At 36.6% G+C, this 18290-nt stretch carries 21 protein-coding genes; 2 read left to right on the top strand and 19 right to left on the bottom strand.

Features of this window, described 5'->3' with window-relative positions:
* Positions 1-189: 189 nt before the first annotated feature.
* The 10 genes from D0S48_RS15985 to D0S48_RS15940 form a co-directional block, all read right to left on the bottom strand.
* Positions 190-1038 (bottom strand): pentapeptide repeat-containing protein, encoded by an 849-nt coding sequence (locus D0S48_RS15985; RefSeq protein WP_151112655.1) that lies wholly within the window; start codon positions 1036-1038, stop codon positions 190-192.
* Between the two features lie 44 nt (positions 1039-1082).
* Positions 1083-1625, bottom strand: a complete 543-nt coding sequence (locus tag D0S48_RS15980) for an SDR family NAD(P)-dependent oxidoreductase (RefSeq protein ID WP_151112653.1) — start codon at positions 1623-1625, stop codon at positions 1083-1085.
* 280 nt (positions 1626-1905) lie between these two features.
* Positions 1906-2181 (bottom strand): DUF1292 domain-containing protein, encoded by a 276-nt coding sequence (locus D0S48_RS15975; RefSeq protein ID WP_151112651.1) that lies wholly within the window; start codon positions 2179-2181, stop codon positions 1906-1908.
* Between the two features lie 94 nt (positions 2182-2275).
* Positions 2276-3985 (bottom strand): phosphoenolpyruvate--protein phosphotransferase, encoded by a 1710-nt coding sequence (ptsP, locus tag D0S48_RS15970; protein ID WP_144540767.1) that lies wholly within the window; start codon positions 3983-3985, stop codon positions 2276-2278.
* Complete coding sequence (locus D0S48_RS15965) at positions 3973-4248, bottom strand: HPr family phosphocarrier protein (RefSeq protein WP_144540764.1); 276 nt, start codon at positions 4246-4248, stop codon at positions 3973-3975. Before D0S48_RS15965 ends, ptsP begins: the two co-directional genes overlap by 13 nt.
* Before the next feature lie 149 nt (positions 4249-4397).
* The gene (gene nagE, locus D0S48_RS15960) at positions 4398-5837 is read right to left on the bottom strand and encodes an N-acetylglucosamine-specific PTS transporter subunit IIBC (protein ID WP_151112649.1); all 1440 of its coding nucleotides are present in this window, start codon (positions 5835-5837) and stop codon (positions 4398-4400) included.
* 108 nt (positions 5838-5945) lie between these two features.
* The gene (locus tag D0S48_RS15955; RefSeq protein ID WP_144540758.1) at positions 5946-6428 is read right to left on the bottom strand and encodes a PTS sugar transporter subunit IIA; all 483 of its coding nucleotides are present in this window, start codon (positions 6426-6428) and stop codon (positions 5946-5948) included.
* Positions 6429-6632: 204 nt separating this feature from the next.
* Positions 6633-7268, bottom strand: coding sequence for a FusB/FusC family EF-G-binding protein (locus tag D0S48_RS15950; RefSeq protein ID WP_144540755.1), 636 nt, complete (start codon positions 7266-7268; stop codon positions 6633-6635).
* Between the two features lie 91 nt (positions 7269-7359).
* A complete protein-coding gene (locus D0S48_RS15945; protein ID WP_144540752.1) occupies positions 7360-8118 on the bottom strand; it encodes an HAD family hydrolase in 759 nt (252 codons plus the stop codon).
* A gap of 79 nt (positions 8119-8197) precedes the next feature.
* A complete protein-coding gene (locus D0S48_RS15940) occupies positions 8198-10432 on the bottom strand; it encodes a PepSY1/2 domain-containing protein (protein WP_151112647.1) in 2235 nt (744 codons plus the stop codon).
* Positions 10433-10684: 252 nt separating this feature from the next.
* Between D0S48_RS15940 and D0S48_RS20700 the strand changes: the two genes are divergently transcribed.
* A complete protein-coding gene (locus tag D0S48_RS20700; protein ID WP_154309915.1) occupies positions 10685-10855 on the top strand; it encodes a hypothetical protein in 171 nt (56 codons plus the stop codon).
* Here D0S48_RS20700 and D0S48_RS15935 read toward each other — a convergent pair.
* From D0S48_RS15935 to D0S48_RS15915, 5 genes are all read right to left on the bottom strand, one after another.
* Positions 10845-11561, bottom strand: coding sequence for a 3-ketoacyl-ACP reductase (locus D0S48_RS15935; protein WP_144540746.1), 717 nt, complete (start codon positions 11559-11561; stop codon positions 10845-10847). The two genes, D0S48_RS20700 and D0S48_RS15935, sit on opposite strands and share 11 nt — an antisense overlap.
* A gap of 78 nt (positions 11562-11639) precedes the next feature.
* Positions 11640-12155 (bottom strand): hypothetical protein, encoded by a 516-nt coding sequence (locus tag D0S48_RS15930; protein ID WP_151112645.1) that lies wholly within the window; start codon positions 12153-12155, stop codon positions 11640-11642.
* A gap of 61 nt (positions 12156-12216) precedes the next feature.
* Positions 12217-12705 carry an HXXEE domain-containing protein gene (locus D0S48_RS15925; protein WP_151112643.1) on the bottom strand — a complete coding sequence of 163 codons (489 nt, stop codon included), beginning with the start codon at positions 12703-12705 and terminating at the stop codon, positions 12217-12219.
* 11 nt (positions 12706-12716) lie between these two features.
* On the bottom strand, positions 12717-14012 hold the full coding sequence (locus D0S48_RS15920) for a DUF4179 domain-containing protein (protein WP_151112641.1): 1296 nt from the start codon (positions 14010-14012) through the stop codon (positions 12717-12719).
* Complete coding sequence (locus tag D0S48_RS15915; RefSeq protein ID WP_151112639.1) at positions 13951-14511, bottom strand: sigma-70 family RNA polymerase sigma factor; 561 nt, start codon at positions 14509-14511, stop codon at positions 13951-13953. Before D0S48_RS15915 ends, D0S48_RS15920 begins: the two co-directional genes overlap by 62 nt.
* Before the next feature lie 181 nt (positions 14512-14692).
* Between D0S48_RS15915 and D0S48_RS15910 the strand changes: the two genes are divergently transcribed.
* On the top strand, positions 14693-15511 hold the full coding sequence (locus tag D0S48_RS15910) for a thermonuclease family protein (RefSeq protein WP_144540731.1): 819 nt from the start codon (positions 14693-14695) through the stop codon (positions 15509-15511).
* A 36-nt stretch (positions 15512-15547) separates the two neighbouring features.
* Here the strand turns inward: D0S48_RS15910 and D0S48_RS15905 are convergent, their stop codons facing one another.
* The 4 genes from D0S48_RS15905 to D0S48_RS15890 all read right to left on the bottom strand — a co-directional run bounded on the left by D0S48_RS15905 (position 15548) and on the right by D0S48_RS15890 (position 18078).
* On the bottom strand, positions 15548-15916 hold the full coding sequence (locus D0S48_RS15905; RefSeq protein ID WP_151112637.1) for a hypothetical protein: 369 nt from the start codon (positions 15914-15916) through the stop codon (positions 15548-15550).
* A gap of 12 nt (positions 15917-15928) precedes the next feature.
* On the bottom strand, positions 15929-16411 hold the full coding sequence (locus D0S48_RS15900; protein WP_144540726.1) for a hypothetical protein: 483 nt from the start codon (positions 16409-16411) through the stop codon (positions 15929-15931).
* Between the two features lie 157 nt (positions 16412-16568).
* Positions 16569-17159, bottom strand: coding sequence for a hypothetical protein (locus D0S48_RS15895; RefSeq protein WP_144540723.1), 591 nt, complete (start codon positions 17157-17159; stop codon positions 16569-16571).
* 319 nt (positions 17160-17478) lie between these two features.
* Positions 17479-18078, bottom strand: coding sequence for an NADPH-dependent FMN reductase (locus D0S48_RS15890; RefSeq protein WP_144540720.1), 600 nt, complete (start codon positions 18076-18078; stop codon positions 17479-17481).
* Between the last annotated feature and the right edge of the window lie 212 nt (positions 18079-18290).

The following is an 18290-nucleotide window of genomic DNA, read 5'->3' as shown; positions in this document are numbered from 1 at the left end:
TTTCTATTTATCATCACCTTTCTTCAATGATTTATGCATCGTATCTTTAGTTTTCTAGCAGCAGCTATTTTTTTATTGGGCTTGTTTGTATATTTATTGATACATCGCAATAAAGCTATATACTTACCCGACAAAATATTAATATGGTGACCCTATCAATCAATCTCAAATTATACTCTTCAAACAATTTTATTTTCTCCAATGAGTAGGAATTTTTAGTCTGTCGGGTAGCTTAGTAGAAATATCTCCGTTTGCCGCATTAATTTGCATTTGAGTGAGGAAGAACGAACCAGTTAAATCGGCTCCACTTAAATCTACATCCCTTAAATCTGCTCCTATCCAATCGACTTCTCGTAAATTTGCTTCCCGTAAGTCAGAAGCAATAAGGTATGCGCCTCTAAAACTGACACCTCTTAAATTCGCTCGCTTAAGCTTAGCCCCAATTAAATCTGCTCCTCTTTTTGAAAGCTGGGAATTTTTTTTATTTTTGCTGCCATTTCTCATTGCTTCATAGCGTATTAATTCACTTGCTTTTATCAAGATTTCATTTACAAGCACCCTATGTAAAGGAATATTCACCGTTAAAAGACTTTCTATTTCCAAGGATGTTAACTCTTCTGTTTTATTTATCAATACTTGGACATCCTTGTGTAAAGAAGATGTTTTATCATAAGAAAGAATTTCCGACAAATATAAAAGCATTTCATGTAGCTGTTGCATAATTGGCAAGGCAAGAAACATCTGATTAGCTATGTTAGGATTATCTCGCCAATCCATTCCTTTAAAGGTCTGCTGAGATACTTTCTGTCCTGCTCCAAGGCATTCAAAAACAGTACAGCCACGATATCCTTTGTTTCTTAACTCACTGTGAATACCACAACGATATTCAGACTGTAAATGCCGACAAGGTCTTCCTCCGTCTTTATTGCAGGCGAAATCAGAGGAAGCCTCAAATGGTAAAGCAACACAGCATAGTCCAAAACAATTTTGACAATCTGGAACTAGGTCTGCTCGTATTTGATTAGAGTTATTAGACATAACACTTCTTCTCTTTCTTCATTGTTTTTTTATGCTTTATATTCTCAGTTCGGCTCTATCTGACCTATTTGAAATGAGCGCTTTTCTTGATCGCTGGTAATCGCTTCTATTACACCTTTCGAAATTTCTGAATGTGTTAGCCATCTGGATGTATTGCCTTCTTGCATAAATCCTAACTGGACTTGATAATATGAGCAATTTTGTGAAATTGGAAGGCCGTTTCTAGTCTCTTCCACATTCGAACTACTCCCTAATATGTGATAGAGCTTCCAGTTGTGCTCCCACTTAGACATTGCTTTTATTAAAGTTGGTAAAGCTTTGCTTGCATATGAATGAACCCATGCAATAACTACATCAATTTCTCCTTTTTCCTTTATAAGCTTTTGTATCTCTTCTTCCCATTGCTGCTCATTGCTATAGTCCACATATAAAGGTGTAATTGTGTGTGCTCCTGAGGATTCCTCTAAAAGTTTTTGCATCTTTGTTTGATTTCTTGCGACCACTGTTACGTTGAATTTTTTTTCTTGAAGTCGTAGAGTTGCTTCTCTTAGCATTCCTGTGCCACCAATTACAAGTGCATGTTTCATCGGTTCTCCTCCTTAAACAATTGAAAATATATACAATTCTATCTTTATTGTATCAAATTGTAAGAAATTACATTTAAGAATTATTTTTCATAATTTCTATTATATAATTTGATTTACGCTTAGGCGGACACTTTCCGTGGGGTTTATGATAAGTTAATCCAATAAGTGAATGAACAATATTTGGATAGAGTATAGTTAATACTGCCATTTGAAAGGCACTATTATCAATAATTTTATAAATAAAAAAACCCCACTGTTTAAGTGGGGGTAGAAAAGAAAATTATTCAGCTTCAGCAGCCATAAATGCCGCAGATACTTTTTCAAATTCCTCGTCGCTTTCAATGTTAGCTAGCTCGTCTTCGCCTTCAATACGTAAGAAAAATACATCGAAATCTTCATCTGTTTCTTTTTGTACTTCATCCGCAAAGCCAACAGCTGCATAAGTATCTCCTTCAATTTCCAACAAACCTAATACCTCAATATCTTGTTCTTGGTCATTTTCATCTATAACAGTAAAAATATCGCCAATCTCAACTTTACCAGTGTTTTCTTCCATTCCAATCTCCTCCTAACAATGATCTAATCTGTTCAAGTTTTTCCACCTGATATTTCATCATTACATATTTAGAGGCAAAAGAAAAGAAGTAAGATTACAGGAGATGTAATTTTACATATTCTGTTACATCCTTATCCGTTGCCAATGTTAATATGTGCTGCATATGCTTCCTTAATTCTTCGTGATTCAATTTAGCTATTTGTGACCTAGCTTTCAAAATAACCGAAGGATCCATCGACAACTCATCCACGCCTAATGCAAGTAAAAGAGGTATAGCAATTTGCTCACCAGCCATTTCTCCACAAACACCTACCGATTTTCCGTTAAGATGTGCTGCCTCTACAACCTTTTGAACTGCTCTTAAAATTGCAGGATGATATGGTTGATATAAATAGGATACTTGTTCATTCAAACGATCCGCCGCAAACATATATTGTATCAAGTCATTTGTTCCGATAGAAAAAAAGTCAGCCTCCTGAGCGAATAAATCCACAATCATTACAGCTGCAGGCGTTTCCACCATCATCCCAACTTCTATGTCTTCCGATACAATAACTCCTGCATTTAAAAGCTTTTCTTTTTCTTCAAATAGAATTGACTTCGCAGTCCTAAACTCCTCCAGTGTGGAAATCATAGGAAACATAATTTTTAACTTTCCGAATTTGCTTGCCCTTAAGAGAGCTCGCAACTGTGTACGAAAAATTGTCTGCCTATCTAGACTAATCCGGATAGCTCGATAACCTAAAAAAGGATTCATTTCATTTGGGAGCTCTAAGTAAGGCAATGCCTTGTCTCCACCAATATCCATTGTTCGAATCACGGTAGGTCTGTATTCCATCTTGGAAATTACAGCTTGATAAGCTTCAAATTGTTCCTCCTCATCTGGTAGTCTATTGCGATTCATGTACATAAATTCGGTGCGAAATAAACCAATACCTTCCCCACCTTCAGAAAGAACTGTTTCTCCATCCTCAGGAGCTCCAATATTTGCAACAAGATGAACCTGATGCCCGTCCATCGTAACACTAGACATGGAAAAGTAATTTCTCAACAATTCTTCTCTTTCTTCTAATACCTTTTGTTTAGTAAGATAAAACATTTTTACGTCTTCTGGTGGATCGATTATTATTCTTCCCTCTTCACCATCTATAATAAGCAATGTACCATCTTCGATATCTAAGGTCCCTGTTTTTGTACCTACAATTGCTGGAATTCCTAATGAACGAGCCAATATTGCTGAATGAGAAGTAGTCCCCCCAATGTTAGTGATAGTTCCCTTAACATATTGCTTGTTCAAATGAACAGTTACCGAGGGAGTCAAGTCCTCTGCTACTATAATTATTTCAGAATCTATCAAGCTCAAATCAGGCAATTTTACTCCTAATAAGTCGGCAAGTAGTCTCTTTGAGACATCCTGAATATCTATAACTCGGTCTTTCATGTAATCATTATCTAGTGCGAGGAACATCGCCCTGTACATGTCTGTAATCTCAGTTAAAGCTGTCTCTGCATTTTTCCCTTCATTGATTTGTTCAATAATAGCCGCAATCCAAACAGGATCCTCTAAAACGAGCTGCTGGGCAGAAAAAATAGCAGCCTTTTCTTCTCCCAAATGTTGACGAGTTGCTGCATATATTAACTGGAGCTGTTCCTTTGTACTAGCAATGCTGTTTTTAAGTCTATTTACCTCTATTTCTGCCTCCTGGATATGGTTTTGATCATATGAAAGAATTGGTTCTACAAAGCTATACGCCTTTGCAATCGCGACACCAGTTGAAGCTGGAATCCCTTTTAACTCTCGCATAGTTCACCAATCCCATGAGAAAGTATGACTTCAGCTAGCTTTTCTAGTGCCTCAGCAGCATCGTCGCCGTCAGCAGAAATAGTAATGGTTGAATTTACAGGAATAGATAAGGTCATAACTGAAAGTATTGACTTCAAGCTTACTGACTTACCATTGAAACTCAATTCCATTGATGACCGACAAGACGCAGCACTTGAAACTAATAACGCAGCCGGTCTAGCATGAATACCTTCCTGAGCTGTAATTTTAAAACGCTTTTTCATCGTCTCACCCCCGTTAGGTTTATAGAAAAAAAGAGAGGCAGACCCAAAAGGAAGTCGGCCAGTCTTCAATTTATTACTATGTGAGTTTACTCATCTAGACACTTAGGTGAATCAACTTCTAATTTACTGGATACGCCAAATTTCAACCTTTATTTTCGAAGTTTATCTACTTCATCAGCGACAAACTGCACGCTCGTTCCAACAATTACTTGAATGCTTTTCGGACCGACAACATTAATACCATGTATTCCTGATGACTTTATTTTCATTTGATCCACTTGGTCCATATCTCTAACTTCAACGCGTAAGCGAGTAGCACAATGCTCTACTGATGTTACATTTGACTTGCCACCAAGACCAGCAAATATTTTAGTCGCCATCGTTGCAAATTTATTGTCAGTAGTTGATGTTTCCTCAACTTGTTCAACTTCATCATCTTCTCTTCCTGGAGTTTTCAAATTGAATTTGACGATTAAGAAACGGAATAAGAAGTAGTAGATGACCGCAAATACTAGCCCTTGGACAATCAGCATATAAGGTTGATTTGCGATTGGAATGCTCAAGCTTAAGAAATAATCGATAAATCCAGCACTAAATCCAAAGCCTGCTGTCCACTGGAAGGAAGCTGCAATAAATAAAGACAAACCTGTCAAAGCTGCATGAACCACATATAATGCTGGTGCTAAGAACATAAAGGCAAACTCAAGAGGCTCTGTTACGCCTGTAAAGAATGAGGCAAATCCAGCTGCAAGCATTAAAGAGGCAGCTTGTTTTTTACGCTTTGTTTTAGCAGTATGGTACATAGCCAAAGCGGCGGCTGGTAAACCGAACATCATAATTGGGAAGAAGCCCGCTTGATACATTCCTGTTACGCCCTTGACACCAGAGCTCGACCAGAAATTTTTAATGTCACTTATTCCAATCGTATCAAACCAAAAAACAGCGTTTAACGCGTGATGTAAGCCGGTTGGGATTAAAAGGCGATTAAAGAATCCATACAGCCCTGCTCCTGCTGCACCTAATCCGCTGATAGTTTCTCCAAATGAAACCAATCCTCCGTAAACAATTGGCCAAATAAAGAATAGTGCTACGGAAACAGCAAGCATCACAAACGAAGTAACGATTGGCACCATTCGCTTACCACTGAAGAAAGCAAGGAAGTCCGGCAGCTTTACATGACTGAAGCGATTGAACATAGCTGCAGCTATAATTCCTGAAAGTATCCCTATAAATGCATTATTCACTTTTTCAAATGATGCATCTACCTCGCCTACATCAATTCCTTGGAGCAAGGAAACTGTACCTGGAGATAGCATAGTCGTTACGACTAAAAATGCAACCAAACCACTAAGCGCTGCTGCGCCGTCTCTTTCCTTGGAAAGTCCAATTGCAACTCCGACCGCAAACAGGACTGCTAAATTATCTAAAATTGCTCCTCCTGCTTTAATAAGGAAAGCTGCAACTACATTACCACTTCCCCAGCCAGTTGGATCCAGCCAATAACCTACCCCCAGCAATATAGCCGCAGCGGGCAATACAGCTACTGGAAGCATTAATGAACGACCGAGCCTTTGAATATAGCTTTTCATTGTTTAACATCTCCTATTCTCCTTATAGATTTAGGGAATCTTTAAAATGATTGCTTAAGCCAAAACAATTAACTAGCTCTGCTCACCTCCAAATTTCTTTTAATTTGTTCAATTGGAGAAAGTGGTCATCAAAACCGTTTTCCCCTGTTCGCAATGTTGTACTTGTTCTAATTGAACAGTCTTTTCTGCACTATTAGTTATGACAAGAGGTGTCACCAGACTGGCGGCATTCTCCTGTAGAAAATCCCAATCCACCTTTAGTAGCAGCTGACCTTTTTCCACCTTTTCCCCTGCTTTTACACAAGCAGTAAAGCCTTGTCCCCCTAAGGAAACAGTTTCCAATCCAACATGGATCAGAAGCTCTGTATTATCGTCTGTTCGTAGACCAATAGCATGCTTTGTGTTAGCAAGATGTATAATTGTCCCACTACAAGGAGCATGAATATTTCCTCCACTTGGCATGATGGCTACTCCATCTCCTAGCATCCTTTGACTAAACACCGGATCTGGAACATCATCTAAAGAAAGTACCTCCCCACTTACAGGGGCGAAGATGCGTAACTTCTGCTTAGAAAAAAACCTAGAAAACATACTTTTTATCCCCTTTGCACCTCTTTTATCACACTCAATAATTCCTATACACCATGTATATTGTCTAGTCCCACATTAAAGAACAGAAAAAAGGAGCAGGCAATGAAATTCATGCCAACTCCTAAAAAGAATTATCTTTTCTCTTACTCCTTCATCTAAAAAATGCTCTTTGACAAAGTTTCTTCCATCAAAGAGCATTTCAAATTATTTCAAACCACTTAAAAATTCTGTTAGCTTAGAGGCGTCTGTAATATTTTCGTTACATCGTATGCTATCCACGCAAATGGTATTTCCTTGTTTCGTAAATGTTCCTTCATTTCCTTTTTTCGAACTCACCATAAACATAGTGACGTCTTCGAGGTGATTACAGATGGCACAAATTCCTTTCTTCACTTGGTTACCATATGTTCCACGTCTTCCATGTAATTGGCCATCTTTTTCGTATATTATATACTTTCGATTAGTACCATTATCGGTGATACAGAAATAGACTGAACCAATTCTTTCTTCTACGCTTTGTTTAGGGGCCTTTAGTTTTTTATCCTTTGGAAAGAATTTTTTTATCGTATGCTCCGAAACCTCTGGAAAAGGAATTACTAAAGTTCTTAGTTCTTTTAAAAAGGCTTCTAACTGTTCCTTGTTCTCTAGGTCTAAAATTTTATCGATTAATAGCTTCTGTTCTTTGTTTAAATCCGTAAAGGCCTCACTGTTTTTTTCTTGGACAAGTTCCTTTAAAGCTTTGATAACTGCTTTATCCTTAGTAACTCCAAGCCCATTCACTAACTTTTTTGCTTGTTCCTTTAGGATGTTGTATTGAATCGGTTGAATGAATTGCTCCATATCCCTTACTCCCCACTCTAATTTTCTAATATATAAATTACCAATCTTTGTTAATAAGTGCAATTAATTAATTTTTCAAATACAGTGAGGCTTATGTCAAAATATCCAAAAGCTCAGTAATACTAAAAATTACGTGTGTTGGGATAGCTTCGCTTGGGAGAGATATTACATTATTATTTGATTCCTTTGCGAGCTTAGCTAGGAGAATATCCTCCATTCCTTCAGATCCCGCTCTTGCATTGGACTTTACTTGCTTGAAGTGGTTTGGTAGGCTCCTATTGATCCATACAGTCCTTACTCCCGTCTGGTTTGCTGGAATAATATCGTGATCAATTCGATCTCCTATATGTGCTACAACTGCTTGAAGCTCCTTAAACACCCTTGTATCTGGCTTAGCATAGCCAGCTGTATCAGGGGTAATTATTTTATCAAAACATGCAGTAAGCCCTAAAGCATCCAATACAGGCAGCTGATATTTTAAATAACCATTTGTTATAACTGCCAGTGAATATCCCCTTCGCTTTAACTCCTGCAGAACTTCTATAATTCCTTCTTCTAAGAGATAGATTGAGGTTGGCATACAATATTTTTTCACTATCTCTTCCACATTAATCGGGAGGTTCAGGTTTATGCTATTAGTATATGAATTCACAATTTGTTCCCAGTCATATGCCTCAACAAATTTTCCCTGGCTCAATAGAGTTTGATGCTCTAGGATAAATGCTTCTACACAATCTACAGAATCTCTCTTTTTCTCATGGATGATACGCTGTATCTCTGGAAACACATGACTAACAAAAGGGTTTTGCATAATGGTTCCATCCAAATCAAAAGTAATCCATTTATTCATTTTATAACAACCCCAATTGTAAATATTTTAAACCTCTGACCACAATAAAAACCCTCGCTTACACGAGGGCTCGCATTATTTAATAATTAATATATCTTCCCTTTTTAGCAATCTCATGAGCTAGACGAATAGTAGAAACCGACATTTCCGCATATGTCACTTCTTGCTTAGGATTAAATTGATTTTTAGATGTCTCAAATAGCCCGTATTTATTTGCTAGAGCGACATATCCAATGTAATCAGGATTTATATTTTTTGTATCAGCGAAGTCTACCTTGTATATATCATAGTGCTTTGCAGCATGCTCTAAGCCGAGTACTCTAATATACCATGTAGAAAGTTCTTCTCTTGTTACTGGTGAGTCTACATCAAATTTTTTGCCTTCTACGTTCAGAATTTCAGATCCAACCGCTCTTTCAATTACTTGATATAATGGATGCTTTGGATCGATATTATCAAACGTTTGCTCCATTGCTTCATTTTCATAATAATATCTTCCCTCATAGAAGTAGGTGAGAGAATTCATCAGAATTTTAAGTGCATCACCTTTTGAAATAGCAGCATCTCCATTAAAGGTTTTGGCATCCTTCACATCTAAAATCTTCGTGCTAATTAAGTAATTGAGTTCTTCCTCAGCAGTCGGGTGTGAAACAACCACTGAGCTTTGCTCTCCATATAGGCTGCTCCATTTACCGGTCTTAGCATCTAGTGTACTGTAAAGGCTATCGTTGTAGACAGGCACATACAGTAAATCATAATGCTTATTATCCTTCTTTTGCATTTGCTTTGTATAATTTAACTTTACCTTTAAAGAACTACTTAAGATTGCCATTGCCTCTTTCTCAGGAAGTACATCCTTTACAGAAGGCCACTCATCTATTTTTTGTTCATTTACATATAGGCTGCTTAGTGAGCCATCTGCAGAAACACCTACATTAATCATATCTCCATTTACTAGTATTCCATTTACTACTCGAGGGAAGGAGAAGTTAAATGTTCCCATTCCTTCATCATAGTATGGCTCGTCAACTGGCATGCTAAAGTTATGCAAGGAAGAAGGAATCCATTCTTTGATAAAAGCTGTTGCTTTCGCTAAGGCTTCCTTTTGAGAAATTGGCTTTGCTACCGCTTGCTTTTCTCCTAGCTCTTGAAGTAAATATCCCATCATATTATGATATTGAACAATTTCTCCAGTAGCTTTATTAATCTCAATACTAGCACCACTTCCACCATTTTTGTGGTTATACATGTACTGAATGCTGTAAACAGTCTGACCATTATAATTTTCAATCTCATCAATTGATTGGATGCTTAGCTTCAATTTATCTGATTTATTTTGTAGGAGCTTTTCTGCAACTTTTTTAGCTTCCTCTACCGTTATTCCCTTTTGTTTTGCAGGTAGAGGTTTCTCTACAATCTTTGTAACCTTTGTCTTTGAAGGAAATTTATCTGTCAATCCATTTGCAGTTAACCATTTGCCAGTTGAAGCATGGACCCCAATAAAATTACCCGTTGGTTGATAAATCAGCTTAACCGTGCGCTCTCCTGACTGGTAATCCACATTCACCTGATATTGAAGCTCTACTTTAACATTTTCTTTTAATTTACTTAATATATCCTTTTCAGACTTAATGTTTTTTACTTCGTCAAAAGTGTTCTTTTCTTGTTTGGATGGATATTTGTAAAAATTAGTGATTTGACCATTTCCAAGAATCGTCACTTCCACGCGGTTATCCGATATTGAAATATCATTTTTGGTTTTTGAGAAGGAGAAGGAATAATTAATAGGCTCTGTTAAAATGCGAGTTGGATAATAATAATTGTTATCACTTTCTAACTTGTATGAGTCTTCCTTCAACAAACTCTTAACGAAGTCTTCTGCTAATTTTCTTGCTTCATCCTTGGAAACCTTCGCTGGAAATAAGGCATCCGATCCAATTGGTGGTGAGTACGAGTAATGTTCGATGTCTAAATTTTCACCAACAAATCCCACGTTGCCATATACTCTTTTTCCTTCAACCGTTTGAGTAAAGCTTAGATTGTATCGAGTTGTCTCATCCTCTGGGAAGTAATAGCTGCCACTACTCATTTGAAAGTCACTACTTTTTAATGAATCAAATTGCTTTGGAAAATACGAGCGAAACTTTTTAATCAAATCTTCCTTCGTATAAACAACCTCTGAAGATGCTACCTGAACTAACGGTTTATCCGGCTGCCCCAATCCCGTAGTTGCCGCGCTAGCAGTAGTAGAAAATAATCCAACGGTCAATGCAGATGAAGTCAAGATGATCCCAAGCTTATTTAATTTAACCAAGATTGTCCCCCATTTTGTAATCTCATATTTTTTATCTATCTTCCCTATGCTTGTCTATTAATTTCCCCTATGGAATAGGTTGCTTGAACATAATTTAGCTCTTAAGTCTCCTCCCTTTTATAGAAAAACACAAACCTACTTATTTATATGCTAGATAGAATCAGAATATTCCATATTTATGTTTTTTTTATACATTAATAAAGAAATAGTTTTAATGAAATTCACTTTGAGGGGATTGTAGTAATTCGAGGAGTGATTGTCGTAATCCAAGCAATGATTGTAGTAATCCATTGGGCGATTGTAGTAATTCAAGCCTGTATTGTCGTAATCTATTGGGGGATTATAGTAATCCATATCAATATTGTCGTAAACAAAAAAGATCGTGATTTTCATCACGATCTTCATTTAAGATTTATGGATTAGTTGACCATAATCCAGCTGATTTCAGTAGAATTCTTGGATTCATCTTCAGCTGGGCTACCATGAAGTCAGCAATGTCTTCTGGCTGCATAACTTTTTCTGGATTGCCATCTGTAAGATTTAATTCAACTGCCATATCTGTTGCGACAGTACTTGGTGTCAATGTTACTACACGGATATTTTGCTTTCTTACTTCTAGCATTAATGATTCACTTAGTGCGATAACTGCTGCTTTTGAGGCGCTATAAGCACTTGTGACTGGAGCACCTTTTTGGCCAGCAGTAGAAGAAATATTGATAATATCTCCTGCATTTTTTTCAATCATATCTGGTAATACTGCTCTTGTTACATAGTAAACACCCATGACATTCACTTGAATGATTTTAGCCCAATCTTCTGGGTCTACTTCAAGAAACTTGCCAAACTTTGAAATCCCAGCATTGTTTACTAAAATTTCAATTGGACCTAGCTCGCCACGAATTTTCTCAACTGCAGCATTCACAGATTCCATATTGGAAACGTCTGCAGTAGCTAAAGAAACCTTCACACCGTACGATTGCAATTCACTTGCAACTGCCTCTAAATTTTCTATTGATCTTCCCAAAAGTCCAAGGTTGATCCCCTCTTTAGCGAATGCTAAGGCTGTTGCACGACCGATGCCTCGACCTGCACCAGTAATCAATGCCGTTTTCCCTTTAATTGCTTGCATGCGAATCTCTCCTTATGTACACATTTTTCCTTACACATTTAGCGTACCCTCATTCGGAGAAAAAATATATTATTTTGCTTAAGATGGCATTTGCTTAGCAGGCGGTTTTATTTCCTTCACGCTTTCAATCAAGGCAAAAATAACGCCTAATATTAACTGAATAAACCCAAAGGACCTTAAGCTTTCATTTTGCAATCCTATAATTGTACTCACCACAATAATCATTCCAAAAATAATCATATATTTGCATATTACTAGTGGCTTAACATTCCATTCCAAAAGCTCGATTTTCAGGATAAAAAAGATAGCTCCAAATAAAAATAGTAAAGAACCTAAGTATATTAAAAGATATTCCCCTAATAAAACTCCGCTTAGCACAATGACTGGCCCCAAAATTAGCATGAATATACGAATTATTTTGGAGTTAACAGGCTTCTTTACTCTCCTTGTTTTCCTCGAGCTAAGTACCATTGCACCTAAAAAAAATAGCCCCACCCCGTAAACCATTAAGAACGAATTATCAAGCATTTCAACCTTTACAGACATCAAAAGAGAACCACACAGCATAGATAAAACTCCTAATAAAAGTGCCATATAACCTCCTGAATATTTTTACCTAATTATCCCATAAAAAGAAACTAAATGGTATTAATTTTTAACTTAGCAAATACTTTGCTATCAATAAGGCTGTAAAAGCAAAAGGGGTTTGTAATATAAATCCGAGCATTATATATAGAGGTAATTGTTTTCCCTTAATCATTTTAGTTATTAGCAATACACGAATACTATATACGCAAAACGGTATTAAAAGTATAACTGCAGTAATTAGGCCGGGCACATACCTTTGAAAAAAAATACCTTGAAGTACATGACCAATTCCATTCGCTAAAAAAATTCCTCCAACCATCAGCATTAAAAATGAACTAGGAGCCATCCCTAAAAATCTTTTATTTGCTGCAGTGACTAAACATCCCACAGTAACAATCACCCATAGCAAGCTAAAGGCAAGCGCAAATTCTTCTTCTGTTACTTGAAAGGGAAGTGGCAGAATAAATTTCTCTACTGTCAAAATTTCCTCTACATCATGAAGAAGAAACACGATCGGAAACATCCATAAAAGTTTTTTTATTTTTATATCTTCCATTACTTATCATCCTATTTTATCTTGATGCTTATATCATTCTCCAAATAATTAGGATATCCCTGCAATTCAAAGGTCACTGGATTTTCATACATTCCTTTTTCTAAGGTAAATACTTGAAAATTCTCCGTATCAGAGAATCTATTAGATACGCTTAGCACGATATTCTTTCCATTTGTATCTAATCCATTATTAAAAAGAGTGTGCTTATAATGTATATGTTCATCTAGTCTTACTGCGAATCCTTCTTCGCTTATATTTTCAAGCTGTAACGGATACTGCTCGGACATAGAAACAACCTCTTTTTTATCAAAATCTATGACGACCTCTCGCTCATCCTTTGGTAAAGCGACTAAATCACCAATGACTAAAAATAACTCTTTTGGTTCCTGAAAATAACTGCTTTCCAAAAAAAACGTTCTTTTCGTATTATCTGCACTCCCAAAACCACTAATGGAAGAAGATCCATTTCCCCACATATCCCCATCTCCATCTTGCAATTCAATGGAAAGGAAATCAAAAATGACCATATCGTTTTGGTTATCTGTTTCTATCTCAATAGCAGCATGCAAGGGTGAAATTTTCACTTGTTCAACCGTAAACTTTTGCCCAGCTACTACCACCTCTTGATTGATATTATATTTCTTTGGTTTTGCTATTTTATTATTTAATGTAAAAGGTATTACAAATTTTAGTTCCTCCTGCCCTATAACGGACACTTCTAATTCAAAGAATGGATTAGAATAATCGATTACACTACTCGGATCAGAAATTCTAATCGTGTTCTTTATTTCATTGGTTTGTTCATCTTGCGCAAAATCTGAAGTTACATATACAAGACCCAACTCTTCCTCATTCTGTAGCAGTACAGTATTAGCTAAGCGATAATCATTAACGGATTGAGGAGACTCTAGGGTATAGGAAAGTAACATTCCAGTTTCATCTGCAATGACACCGTCTAATGTAAAGGTAACCTCGTTTTCTGTGTTGGATACACCAATTTCCTCAAAATAGTTATTTTGAACACTGTCTTCTACCCCTCTGTCGTATTCAATAATTGCTACAATAGCACCTAAGCCAGGTATGCTCTCAAAAACCTGAGCAAAGGCTGGGGAGATTCGGGTCATAAAGGTAAAGCCAAGGAACAGCACGGCTACTGCTGATAAGCTAAAAACTATTTTTGTTTTGCGTTGTTTTTTTCTCTGGGCTAGCTTGATACCATTTAATATGGCACTTCCAGTAGATTGACTAACCTGGATTACCTCCATCTGCTGATCCATTAATTGCTGTACCTTTTTTATACCGCTCATCAAATATCCCCCCTCGCTCACCCATGAACACACGAATTTTCTTTAATGTATGGTGTAACCTTGATTTTACTGTCCCCTCTGGAATTTTTAGCCTTCTAGCTATTTCACTAACCTTTAAATCATTAAAGTATTTTAAATGAATAAGCTCTCGCTGTGCAGTTGGCAGGGCTTGAAGTGCTAAATTGAGATCTGGGTTAGAAGTATTTTCTTCTTTTTCTACATATTCATTTAAGGATGCTAGCTTCCCTTGTTTCTTCAATGTATCCATGCAATAATTCAACAGTATTCTTACAAGCCATGTTTGAAAAAAAGATGACTCCTTCACTTGATGACGCTTTGTATAAGCTCGATAAGTCACCTCTTGAAGAGCCTCCAATACTTCATGCTCATTTTTCAAATAGATGAAGGCTGTTTTATATAAAACATCACGATGTATTTGCATTAGCTGTAAGAAAGCATCGTCATCTCCAGCGATTGCTCTCCTAACTAGGTGCTCCATTTTCGCTCCCCCTCTTTCGTATCTGTTAGACTCTCTTTTTAAAGAAAACGTTCAATGGAAATAAAATATATTTTTAATGGAAAAAAGCTACGTCTAACGTACTGTATTCTGCATTTTCTCTTCCTCTTCCTTTTATTTGTATGTTAAGATAGTGACCGATTGAAAGAGAGAGGTAATTGATATGAAAAAATGGATTATGTATTTGTTGTCCTTAACCATTTTGTTAGGGGCATGCAGCAGTATAGATGAACTAGTGGAAGAAACTCCATTTACAGGACCAACTGAGGAAACTCAACAAACTGAAAAAGAACCAACAAAGGTCACGTCACCAGGTACCATTCACGATATATCTAAATTTGAAGAATTTCCGTTAGTCAGCGTGATTGATGGAGATACGATTAAAATAAAATACAACGGTGCAAATGAAAATGTTCGTTTTTTATTGGTAGACACTCCTGAAACTAATCATCCAAAGCTTGGAGTACAGCCTTTTGGACAGGAGGCAAAGGATTTTACGAAACAGCTACTAGAGGGACAAGATACGGTCTTCTTAGAGTTTGACGTCTCTTATAGAGATAAGTATAATCGTCTCCTCGCCTACATTTACACTGCTGATGGCAAGAGTGTCCAAGAAGAATTATTAAAAGAAGGACTTGCTCGGGTGGCATATATATACGCCCCGAATACAATGCATGTTGACTGGTTCGAATCTATTCAAAAGTCCGCTCAACAAAAAGCGGTTGGCATATGGTCTGTCGAGAATTATGTAACAGATAGAGGCTACGATAAAGAGGCGATTGAGGAGTCAGAAAAAGTTACTGAAACAGATTCAACAAAAAACAACGATGCTGGTTGTACGATTAAAGGCAATATCAATTCTAAAGGTGAAAAAATCTATCATACACCTGGACAACAATATTACGAAATGACAATTGCTGAAGAGATGTTTTGTAGCAAGGAAGAAGCTGAAGCAGCAGGCTTCCGAGGTACGAAAAGATAACAATATTTTATTTCTTAATAGTTCAAACCAGCCTCATCATTCTGTGATGGGGCTTTCTTCTATATTTAACTCCTTATAAAAAGTATCAACCAATGGAATAATATTAGGTTTGGAATGATAAACTTGGTTTTGGATATTAGATAAGTCTGTATTAAAAACTGTCTTTCCATCATACAAGTAAACAGCGTATCTCCAGCCAACGCTTCCTTCCTGATCTTCATGCGGTATAAATTCAACCTCATTCACTAAATGGAGGAACTCATTGACTTTTTCTTGGTCTTCTATTGTTTTCATTTGTCCAGTACTTCCATCTTCATAAAACGTCTGAAAGGTTTTAGCTTGGAGGGGAGTCTCGACATTACAGCCAGCAAACAATAGAACGACTATTATTAATAAACGCATCATCCAAATGCTCCTTCATTGAAAATCTACATAAAACAAATAGCTACCTCTTCCTTGCTCCCACTCGGCGATTACTTGAAAAGAAGCCCTTCCCTTCAGTTCGCCAGTACTAATTTCGGATAGCTCCCCTTTTAGACCAATTTCTGATTCTAATAGAAAAGCATCAAAGCTTTGAGGAGCGATCTCAAAGGTGAATTCCATTTTTTCTCCCACCTCGACAACAGGTGCTTTCTCTATATTCTTTACACTCGTAGGTTCTATAGCATGGGTCTCTACTGTCATCCAATCACCATTTGAATCTTTGTAACTCCATCCATAGCCAGACAGAAAGACTTTAATGGGGATTTCTCCTATAGTGACAGCTAGCTTCGGTGGTTTTTGTCTAATCACAGACTGATCCAATTGTTCTTTTTTCTTTATAGATGCTATCTTCTCCCCTTCTCCGGACCAATAAAACAGATTTAGGACAGCTGTCATCACTAAAAGTGCTACCTTCAAATAATTGTCCCCCCTTTTTGCATTAGTCGTGTATTATATACAAAAGTTACCATAAGATATGTTGAAGATAATGACCTTAAATTGCAAAGAAGTCTGTCCGGTCTATATACAAAGGAACAAACAAATAAAAAGGCAGCCCACATTAAATGGAACTGCCTTATTCTCTGAAAAATTTAATCCACATTGAAAGTAAATAAAAGCCTATAAAAGTGAAGGCTTTGATGGAAAAGATCGAATCATTTATAGTGACTAGCAAAAGCTGAACAACAAATAACAGTGTAAATGCTTCCCTCATCCACTCTGCTTTTTTTCTATGTAAAACAATTTGGATTATGATAATTACTAGAAATAGTATAGCTATTATAATATTTTCGTTTGCTATATTGTTCATGAATTCATAAGTAGCAAAAAATAACAACAGAAAATACGGTACCTCCATATATAGCCGGGGTTTCTTTTTAGCAACAACTATCACATAGATAATTACTGCAAGGATACCAAGAAAATGCCCTTTAGTTCCTCCATTAAAATAAACGATTGATAGCGGCATTTGGCTAACTAACGAAAAGTTAAATAAAATATAGGATAGCTTCCACACAAGAATATAAGTAAAAAATGCATTACTAACCCATTCTCCTACTTTTTCTTTTAAAGCAACTCGATAGAGAAAAGAACTTATAAAGACTGCTCCTATTACAATTATCCATATCGCAGGAATCGTTATTCTCCCAATTTCTAAATAAGACATTTGGAACTCCTTTTGCAAAAATAATACTAGTTTTCTCTACTATGACACATTCTTCTTTTGTTCGCAGTTATTTGTGCTCCACTTATCAATTATCTCATCCACCTGAAGAATTACCTATACTCAAATAAAAGTCATTCTTATCGCTATTTTAAACACAAAAAAATCCACACTTCTATTTTCTAGAAGTGTGGATTTTTTACTGAAAAGCTGCCTTGCCCCTCGAGGTCAAATGGTTAAAAGCTCCGGTGGCTGAGGAACTGCCTCCTCGCTTTTCCCCATTTGCTTGTCGGGGCAGTAATAGGTGCTTGCGCTTTTCTTATTATCGAATTGTTTTTAGAGCTGTTGCCCAAGGAATAACTTGGTCTAACATTTGATTTACAGAATCTGCTTGAACTGCAGCTGGTTTGAAATCAGTACCATTTTCAAAATCAGTAAATAATGATAAAGCTGGGTGTACGCGAACATCTGCAACTAGTAATTCCCCTAAGATTCCGCGTAAGTGTTCAGCTGCACGAGCTCCACCTACTGAACCGTAAGATACGATACCTGCAGCTTTGTTGTTCCATTCTACACGAAGATAATCTAAAGCATTTTTCAATGCACCAGTAATAGAGTGATTATATTCTTGAACGATGAATACGAATCCGTCACAATCAGCTACTCTTGAAGACCAAGCAGCAGCACCTGAAGCGTCTCCGCCAGCTTCTCCTAATAATGGAAGTTTGAAGTCAGCAATATCAATAATCTCATATTGAGCATCTCCACGTTTGTCTGCTAATTCTTTCACCCAGTTACCTACTTGTGGACTTAAGCGTCCTTCACGAGTTGACCCTAAAATAATACCTATTTTTAACATTTCTTTTCCTCCTATTTCTTTTTCTTTGTTATTTTGTCCAAAAAGTTTATTCCATAAACTCATACTTATTAGCCTCCTAGTTTTAGAACGCCAAATATTCTAACCCTTATATTTCGAATTCGAGATATATATCAAAGTTACCTCAACTTCATATATCTTTAATTCGAGATAATAATATCATATATAAAACTTAGAAGTCAACATTTCTTAACTTTAAATTTTATTTATACTTTATTTATAATCCAAGTGTTAAAATATAACTATCTAAATTTTCT

It is taken from the genome of Psychrobacillus sp. AK 1817, from assembly GCF_008807035.1.
GTDB classification, from domain to species: Bacteria; Bacillota; Bacilli; order Bacillales_A; family Planococcaceae; genus Psychrobacillus; species Psychrobacillus faecigallinarum.
The sequence above is the reverse complement of the archived record's forward strand: the minus strand, read 5'-3'. Positions and strand labels throughout refer to the sequence as shown.

Bases quoted from the DNA above. Each gene is read 5' to 3' on its own strand.
- D0S48_RS15935 (WP_144540746.1), bottom strand. From the start codon at position 11,561: ATGCAAGCAATTAAAGGGAAAACGGCATTGATTACTGGTGCAGGTCGA.
- D0S48_RS15920 (WP_151112641.1), bottom strand. From the start codon at position 14,012: ATGAGCGGTATAAAAAAGGTACAGCAATTAATGGATCAGCAGATGGAG.
- D0S48_RS15965 (WP_144540764.1), bottom strand. From the start codon at position 4,248: ATGAAAAAGCGTTTTAAAATTACAGCTCAGGAAGGTATTCATGCTAGA.
- nagE (WP_151112649.1), bottom strand. From the start codon at position 5,837: ATGAAAAGCTATATTCAAAGGCTCGGTCGTTCATTAATGCTTCCAGTA.
- D0S48_RS15890 (WP_144540720.1), bottom strand. From the start codon at position 18,078: ATGAGTTTATGGAATAAACTTTTTGGACAAAATAACAAAGAAAAAGAA.
- D0S48_RS15915 (WP_151112639.1), bottom strand. From the start codon at position 14,511: ATGGAGCACCTAGTTAGGAGAGCAATCGCTGGAGATGACGATGCTTTC.
- D0S48_RS15945 (WP_144540752.1), bottom strand. From the start codon at position 8,118: ATGAATAAATGGATTACTTTTGATTTGGATGGAACCATTATGCAAAAC.
- D0S48_RS15985 (WP_151112655.1), bottom strand. From the start codon at position 1,038: ATGTCTAATAACTCTAATCAAATACGAGCAGACCTAGTTCCAGATTGT.
- D0S48_RS15910 (WP_144540731.1), top strand. From the start codon at position 14,693: ATGAAAAAATGGATTATGTATTTGTTGTCCTTAACCATTTTGTTAGGG.
- D0S48_RS15925 (WP_151112643.1), bottom strand. From the start codon at position 12,705: ATGGAAGATATAAAAATAAAAAAACTTTTATGGATGTTTCCGATCGTG.
- D0S48_RS15975 (WP_151112651.1), bottom strand. From the start codon at position 2,181: ATGGAAGAAAACACTGGTAAAGTTGAGATTGGCGATATTTTTACTGTT.
- D0S48_RS15980 (WP_151112653.1), bottom strand. From the start codon at position 1,625: ATGAAACATGCACTTGTAATTGGTGGCACAGGAATGCTAAGAGAAGCA.
- D0S48_RS15955 (WP_144540758.1), bottom strand. From the start codon at position 6,428: ATGTTTTCTAGGTTTTTTTCTAAGCAGAAGTTACGCATCTTCGCCCCT.
- D0S48_RS15905 (WP_151112637.1), bottom strand. From the start codon at position 15,916: ATGATGCGTTTATTAATAATAGTCGTTCTATTGTTTGCTGGCTGTAAT.
- D0S48_RS15950 (WP_144540755.1), bottom strand. From the start codon at position 7,268: ATGGAGCAATTCATTCAACCGATTCAATACAACATCCTAAAGGAACAA.
- ptsP (WP_144540767.1), bottom strand. From the start codon at position 3,985: ATGCGAGAGTTAAAAGGGATTCCAGCTTCAACTGGTGTCGCGATTGCA.
- D0S48_RS15930 (WP_151112645.1), bottom strand. From the start codon at position 12,155: ATGGCACTTTTATTAGGAGTTTTATCTATGCTGTGTGGTTCTCTTTTG.
- D0S48_RS15895 (WP_144540723.1), bottom strand. From the start codon at position 17,159: ATGTCTTATTTAGAAATTGGGAGAATAACGATTCCTGCGATATGGATA.